4 protein-coding genes and 1 pseudogene are annotated in these 6639 nt (G+C 74.6%); 4 read left to right on the forward strand and 1 reads right to left on the reverse strand.

The features are described 5' to 3' along the window. The first annotated feature begins 17 nt into the window (after positions 1-17). The 4 genes from aspA (at position 18) to ABZV94_RS26310 (ending at position 5830) form a co-directional block, all read left to right on the forward strand. Positions 18-1430, forward strand: coding sequence for an aspartate ammonia-lyase (aspA, locus tag ABZV94_RS26295; RefSeq protein ID WP_356344343.1), 1413 nt, complete (start codon positions 18-20; stop codon positions 1428-1430). Between the two features lie 463 nt (positions 1431-1893). Further along, positions 1894-2820: a glutaminase gene (locus tag ABZV94_RS26300; RefSeq protein ID WP_356344357.1), complete on the forward strand. Its 927-nt coding sequence runs from the start codon at positions 1894-1896 to the stop codon at positions 2818-2820. 176 nt (positions 2821-2996) lie between these two features. Then, on the forward strand, positions 2997-4409 hold the full coding sequence (gene mptB, locus ABZV94_RS26305; protein WP_356344345.1) for a polyprenol phosphomannose-dependent alpha 1,6 mannosyltransferase MptB: 1413 nt from the start codon (positions 2997-2999) through the stop codon (positions 4407-4409). Beyond that, entirely contained in the window at positions 4406-5830 is a 1425-nt protein-coding gene (locus ABZV94_RS26310) for a glycosyltransferase 87 family protein (protein WP_356344348.1), read from the forward strand. The genes mptB and ABZV94_RS26310 overlap by 4 nt, the downstream gene beginning before the upstream one ends. 11 nt (positions 5831-5841) lie before the next feature. On the opposite strand, the pseudogene ABZV94_RS26315 reads toward ABZV94_RS26310, so the two are convergent. Next, a pseudogene (locus ABZV94_RS26315) lies at positions 5842-6585 on the reverse strand (serine hydrolase); the annotation flags it as partial. Between the last annotated feature and the right edge of the window lie 54 nt (positions 6586-6639).

Genomic DNA, 6639 nt, shown 5'->3' on the forward strand with positions numbered 1-6639 from the left:
AAGAGGACCGTACCCTCATGACCGCCGCCACCCGCAGCGAACACGATCTGCTCGGCGACCGCGATGTGCCCGCCGACGCGTACTGGGGCATCCACACCCTGCGCGCGACGGAGAACTTCCCCATCACCGGCACGCCGATCTCCGCCTACCCGCACCTGATCGACGCCCTGGCCGCCGTGAAGGAGGCCGCCGCCCTCGCCAACGAGGAACTCGGGCTGCTGGCACCCGGGAAGGCGGCCGCGATCGTCGCCGCCTGCCGGGAGATCCGGGCCGGCGAGCTGCACGACCAGTTCGTCGTGGACGTCATCCAGGGCGGTGCCGGCACGTCCACCAACATGAACGCCAACGAGGTCGTGGCCAACCGCGCGCTGGAACTGCTCGGCCACGCCAAGGGCCAGTACACGCACCTGCACCCCAACGAGGACGTCAACCTCGGCCAGTCGACCAACGACGTCTACCCGACGGCCGTCAAGGTGGCGACGATCTTCGCCGTACGTGGACTGCTCAAGGCGATGTCCGTGCTCCAGGACGCGTTCGCCCGCAAGGCCGTCGAGTTCCGTGACGTGCTCAAGATGGGCCGTACACAGTTGCAGGACGCGGTACCGATGACGCTCGGTCAGGAGTTCTCCGCGTTCGCCGTCATGATCGAGGAGGACCGCAGCCGTCTCGCCGAGGCCGTCGAGCTGATCCATGAGATCAACCTCGGTGCCACGGCCATCGGCACCGGCCTCAACGCTCCCCCCGGGTACGCCGAGGCGGCCCGCCGACACCTGTCGGCCATCACCGGCCTGCCGCTGGTGACCGCGGCCAACCTGGTGGAGGCCACCCAGGACTGCGGCGCCTTCGTCCAGATGTCCGGCGTCCTGAAGCGCATCGCGGTCAAGCTCTCCAAGAGCTGCAACGACCTGCGGCTGCTGTCCTCCGGTCCGCGCGCGGGTCTCGGTGAGATCAACCTGCCGCCGGTACAGGCCGGTTCGTCGATCATGCCGGGCAAGGTCAACCCGGTCATCCCCGAGGTGGTCAACCAGGTCGCCTTCGAGGTGATCGGCAACGACGTCGCCATCACCATGGCCGCCGAGGCGGGACAGCTCCAGCTCAACGCCTTCGAGCCGATCATCCTGCACTCCCTGTCGGAGTCCGTCACGCACCTGCGGACGGCCTGCCTGACACTCGCCGAGCGCTGCGTGTCCGGCATCACCGCCAACACCGAGCGGCTGCGCGCCACCGTCGAGAACTCCATCGGCCTGGTCACCGCGCTCAACCCGCACATCGGCTACACCGCCGCCACCGACATCGCCAAGGAGGCCCTGGCGACGGGGCGCGGCGTGGCCGAACTGGTCCTGGAGAAGGGCCTGCTGCCCGCCGAACGGCTCACGGGACTCCTGCGACCCGAGGTGCTCGCCGGCAGCGGGACGACGCCGGCGATCTGACCGGCACCCGCGCGCGGCCCGGCGGGGCGCTTCTGGTTGGTTCGGTGCTCTTGCCCTGCCGGGCGGGGCGCTTGTGGCTGGTCGGGTGCTCTTGCCCTGCCGGGGCCCCCTGCCCGGCGCGGCGCTCCCGGCTGGCCTGGTGCTCCTGCCCGGCCTCCCGCCCTGCCGGGGTGTCGTGCCCGGTGGGGCGCTTGTGGCTGGGCCGGCGCTCCTGCCCGGTAGGGCCTCCCGCCCGGCTCGGCCTCCTGCCCGGCTCGGCCTCCCGCCCGGCTCGGCCTCCTGCCCGGCTCGACCTCCTGCCCGGCCGGGCCTCGCGCCCGGCCCGTGGGTGCCGCCCGGCCGGGCCTCCCGCCCGGCCCGCGAGTGCCGTCACCCCCGGGGTTCCCAGAGTCGGTCCCCGCACTGGCGTTGCACGCGGGCGCCCGACGCCCCGGGAGCGCCCCGGTGTCGCGGGTGCGGCATGATGACGATCATGTCCTCGCAGTTCCAGCCGGTCCTCGATCGCATCATGGCGGAGATCGACCGCACGCCCGGGCGCGGCCGGTCCGCCGACTACATCCCGGCGCTCGCCGCCCGCGACCCGCGCCGGTTCGGCATGGCCGTCGCCGAACTGGACGGCACGGTGTACGGGGTCGGGGAGTGGCGGCAGCCGTTCTCCACGCAGTCGATCACCAAGGTGTTCACCCTCGCCCTGGACCTGGCCCGCGAGGGCGACGAACTGTGGGAGCACGTGGGCCGCGAACCCTCCGGCAACCCGTTCAACTCCCTGGTCCAGCTGGAGTACGAGAACGGCATCCCGCGGAACCCCTTCATCAACGCGGGCGCGCTCGTCGTCACCGACCGCCTGCACACCCGTACCGGGGACGCGGCCGGCGAACTGCTGTCCTTCCTGCGTACCGAGAGCGGGAACCCCGATCTCGGCTTCGACGAGGAGGTCGCCGCCTCCGAGACCGCCCACGGCGACCGCAACGCGGCCCTCGCCCACTTCATGGCGTCCTACGGCAACATCGACAACGAGGTGCCGGTCCTGCTCGACCAGTACTTCCGGCAGTGCTCCATCGCCGCCTCCTGCGCCGACCTGGCCCTCGCCACCGGCTTCCTCGCCCGGCACGGCATCCGCGCCGACGGCAGCAGGCTGCTCAGCCGCAGCCAGGCCAAGCAGGTCAACGCGGTCATGCTGACCTGCGGCACGTACGACGCGGCCGGTGACTTCGCCTACCGCGTCGGCCTGCCCGGCAAGAGCGGCGTCGGCGGCGGGATCATCGCCGTCGTACCGGGCCGGTGCACGCTCTGCGTGTGGAGCCCGGGCCTGGACGAACGCGGCAACTCGGTGGCGGGTGTGGCGGCCCTGGACCGTTTCACGACCCTGACCGGGCTGTCGGTGTTCTGACGGGCGTCGTCTTCCGACCCGGACGGGGGAGTCCGGGGGGAGCCGCCGGGCCACGAGGGACCGGCGACGGATCCGACCGGAACGCACCACGCGCCGGTCACACCTCGGCCCCCGCCCGGCAGGGCTGCCGTCGTCTTCCGGCCACCCCGTGTTGACACCCTGACCGGGTGTTGGCCATGGCATTCCCCGTCGATCTCCGCCGCTGCCAGGTGCTGGGTCTGGCCGGTACCGCCTCGCTCGCACTCGGCGGTGAGACGGCCGGCGCCCTCCCCGTCCGGGACCTGCCGGCACCCGCCTCCGCGCAGGCGGCGCTCGGCCTGGTCGGGGTCTACTTCGGCGTCGTGCTGCTCATCGCCGCCTGGGTGCTCCTCGGCCGGCTGGTCCGCGGTCCCGAGCCGCCCGCCCCGCGCGCCCTGCTGCTCGTCCTGGCCGTGTGGGCGGCCCCGCTGCTGCTGGCCCCGCCGCTGTTCAGCCGGGACGTGTACAGCTATCTCGCGCAGGGCGCCATGGTCGACGCCCACATGGACGTCTACGCCCACGGCCCGGCGCGGCTCGGCGGGCCGCTCGCCGACGAGGTCGCCCCCATGTGGCGGCACACCGGCGCCCCCTACGGCCCCGCGTTCCTGGCCCTCGCCTCGGCGCTGTCCGGACTGACCCGCGGCGAGGTGCCCGCCGGCCTGCTCGGCATGCGCCTGGTCGCCCTGCTCGGCGTGGCCCTGATGGCGGTGGCGCTGCCCCGCCTCGCCCGGCACAGCGGGGCCGACCCGGCCGCCGCCCTGTGGCTCGGCGCCCTGAACCCGCTCGTGCTGCTGCACCTGGTCGCCGGTGCCCACAACGACGCCCTGATGCTCGGCCTGCTCGGGCTCGGCCTGGTCGCCGCGCGGGGCCGCGGACCCGTCGTCGGCGCCGTCCTCGTCACGCTGGCCGCCCTGGTCAAGGCTCCGGCGGCGCTCGGCCTGCCGGTCGTCGTGGCCCTGCGGGTCCGCTCCGGCCGCCGTCCCCTGCCCACCGTGCTGACCACGGCGGCGGCCTCCGCCACGACGACGGTCGCCGCCACGGCCGTCGCCGGCACCGGCTACGGCTGGATCGGCGCCCTGGACACCCCGGTCTCCCCGCACAACTGGGCGCTGACCAGTCTGCTCGGCCGCGCCACCGGCGCCCTGCTCGAACACCTCGGCAGCGGCCTGGCCCCGCTGGCCGTCCCGGCCTGGCATCTGCTGGGCCTCGCGGCCACCGCCGCGGCCGTCCTGCTGATATGGCTGCGCCTACGGCCCCGGCCCGTGTACGCGCTGGGCCTGAGCCTGCTCGCGGTCGCCGTCTTCGGCCCGGCGATCCGCCCCTGGTACGTGCTCTGGGGCCTGTTCCTCATCGCCGCCGCCGCGCCCAGCACCTCGGTACGGCACCGGGTGGCCGTGCCGGCGGGGGTGCTCGCCCTCGCGGTCCTGCCCAGCGGCGGCCCGGCCGACCTCGGCCAGCTGGTACTCGCGGTCTCCGGCGGGGCGCTCGGGGTGGTCGTCCTGTGGCAGGCCCACCAGGCCGGCCAGGTCCACCGGTCGGTCCGGGCCCCGGTTCCGGGGCGGGCGGCATGACGGGCCGGCGGGCACGGCCGGGACTGCCCGGGCGGCTGGAGGAGCCGGGGCCGCGCACGGACCGGGGCCGGCTGCTGTTCGTCCTGCTCCTCGTGGCGGCGGTGACGGTGTTCACGGCCACCGTGCCGCTGCTGCGCGGCTTCTTCGACCTGCGGGTGTACTACGGCACCGTGCACACCTGGGTGCACCACGGCGGCCGGATCTACGACTACCGGGTGCCGGGCACGGCGTACGGGTTCACGTACCCGCCGTTCGCCGCCGTCGCCATGCTGCCGCTGGCCCTGCTCGGCCGGACGGCGGCGATCGTCGTGTCCCTGCTGGTGAACCTCGCCGCGCTCGCGGTGGTCCTGGCCGTCCTGGCCGGGCCGCGTGCGCGCCGGCACGGCTGGTACCGGTGGGCGCTGTGCCTGTGCCTGCTCGCCCTGTTCGAACCGCTGCGGGACACCGTCAGCTTCGGCCAGGTGAACCTGGTGCTGCTCGCCCTCGTCCTCGGCGACTGCTGGCTGCTGGCGAGCGGGCGGGGTCGCTGGGCAGGCGTGGGGATCGGGCTCGCCGCCGCCGTGAAGCTCACCCCCGCCCTCTTCATCGGTCTGCTGCTGCTCGCCGGGCGCCGGCGGGCGGCCGGCACGGCGACGGCCGTCGCGGTGGCCGCCACCGCGCTGGCCGCCTGGGCCGACCCGGCGGCCTCCCGCTTCTACTGGACGGAGGCGCTCTGGGACACCGGCCGGGTGGGCCGCCTCGACTACGTGTCGAACCAGTCGCTGCAAGGGGTGCTGGCCCGCCTCGGCGAGACCGGCCGCCCCCTGTGGGCGACGGCGGTCCTGCTGACCCTCTGCGTCTGGGCCTGGCGCGGCCGTCGGGCGGTCGCGGCCGGGGACTGGACGGCGGCGTTCGCGCTCACCGGCGCGGCGGCCTGCCTGGTCAGCCCGATCACCTGGGTGCACCATCTGGTGTGGCTGCTGCCCTCGTTCGCGGTGCTGGTCCGCGCGGGGCACCCGCGGACGGCGGCCGCCTTGTACGTGGTGCTGTGCACCAGCGTGGTGTGGCTGTGGTTCGACGACGCCTCCGGCCTCGACGGGTTCCTGGGCGGCAACCTCTACACGTGGATCTCGCTGGGCCTGCTGCTCGGCCTGCCGGTGGGTCAGTCGCGGGCGCCCCGGTTCCCCTTGGCCCGCAGTACCAGCGCCACGGCCCCCGCGCCGAGCCCGGAGAGCCCCGCGACGACGGCGGTGCCGGACCAGTCGGAGTCGTCCTCCGGTGCCACGGCCGCCACCACGGGTGTCGCGGACGCCGCCGGCCGGGAGGGGTGCGGCCGCAGCCCGTCCAGCGAGCCGACCGGGTCGACCCGCCCGGCCGCCGCGAAGCCCCAGTCGAGCAGGGCGCGGGCCTCCTCGTACACGGTGAACCCGCCGTCCGCCTGAGGGTTCAGCACGCTCACCACCAGGGTGCGCCCGCCGCGCCGCGCCGCTGCCACCAGGGTGTTGCCGGCGTTGCTGGTGTAGCCGTTCTTGATCCCGATGAGTCCGGGGTACGGGGCCACCCCGTCCTCGCCGGTCAGCAGCCGGTTGGTGTTCTCGATGGGGTACGGCGACCCGTCACCGGGGAAGGGGGCCTGGGCGGTGGCGCAGTACCGGACGAAGTCGGGGTTGTGCAGGCCCGTCCGGCCGAACACCGCGAGGTCGTAGGCGGAGGACACCTGGCCGGGGGCGTCGTAGCCGTCCGGGGAGACCACATGGGTGTCGAGGGCGCCGAGCGAGCGGGCCTTGTCCTGCATGCGGGCGACGGTGGCCTCCCAGCCGCCTCCCATGCGGGCGAGCACGTGCACGGCGTCGTTCCCGGAGCTGAGGAAGACGCCGCGCCACAGGTCGGCCACCTGGTAGGTGTGCCCCTCCTCGACGCCGACCAGGCTGCTGCCCTCGCCGACGTCGTCCAGTTCGCCGTACCGCACGGTGTGCTGCTGCCCGCTGGGCAGCACCGGGAGGACGGTGAGCGCGAAGAGGGTCTTCAGGGTGCTCGCGGGCGGGAGCCGGCGGTGGGCGTCGTACGCGGCCAGCACCTCGCCGCTGTCCGCGTCGGCGACGAGCCAGGAGAGCGCCGAGACGTCAGGCACCCCGGGGGTGTCCCGGTGCGGCCGGACCTGGATGCCGGAGCGGTAGAGCAGGGACGGCCCCGGCATCGCCGCCCGGGGGCGGGGCGGGGCGGGCTCCCCGGCGGGCTGCGCGGCCCGGGG

The organism is Streptomyces sp. NPDC004658 (genome assembly GCF_040609555.1).
GTDB lineage: Bacteria > Actinomycetota > Actinomycetes > Streptomycetales > Streptomycetaceae > Streptomyces.